The organism is Nocardioides sp. 1609, from assembly GCF_004522105.1.
Lineage (GTDB): Bacteria > Actinomycetota > Actinomycetes > Propionibacteriales > Nocardioidaceae > Nocardioides.
In genome coordinates this window covers 1-577 of the sequence record NZ_SPUJ01000020.1, presented here as the reverse complement: position 1 = coordinate 577, position 577 = coordinate 1, and the positions used below count along the sequence as shown (strand labels likewise).

1 protein-coding gene is annotated in these 577 nt (G+C 63.6%); it reads right to left on the bottom strand.

The annotated features are described in order from the left end of the window. Window positions 1-30: 30 nt before the first annotated feature. Window positions 31-387 (bottom strand): Lsr2 family protein, encoded by a 357-nt coding sequence (locus E4623_RS22385; RefSeq protein ID WP_209020836.1) that lies wholly within the window; start codon window positions 385-387, stop codon window positions 31-33. Window positions 388-577: the final 190 nt, after the last annotated feature.

Genomic DNA, 577 nt, shown 5'->3' with positions numbered 1-577 from the left:
TCAGCGGCATGGCTGCGGGCGGTGGGTGTGTCAGTGCGCCGCGTCGTACTGCTCGACAACCGAGGATGCGATCCGTCCGCGCTCAGACACTCCGAGGCCTTGCTCGCGTGCCCAGTCACGGATCTTGGCCAGGTCCTTCCGGCTACCGGTTGACCGTGTGCTTTTGCCGCGCCGGGTCGGGGTGCTTCGGCCCGACACCTTGGTTGCTGCGTCGAGATATGGCTTCATCACCTTCTCGAAAGCAGCGAGGTTCTTCTTCGACAGGTCGATGGTGTAGGTCACGCCGTCGAAGGAGAACTCGACCTCAGAGGCGTCCTTCGAACCGTCGGTGTCATCGGTGATGTGTGTGATCGTCGTCTTGGCTACGACCCCGATGGTGACGCTCACTGCGACGCATGTCTATTCATCCAGGCGCACTCGTGCCGCGCTTCCCGACTGGTTATTCTCGCCTCAAACTCCAGCCTGACCAGTTTCAAGCCGAGCACCCACCGCTCACATGCCCGACCACGCCGCCCCGCTCGCGCGGCCACGGCGCTGATAGCTCGCTTCCTGGGCGCTTCTTTCCGCCGCCTCTGGG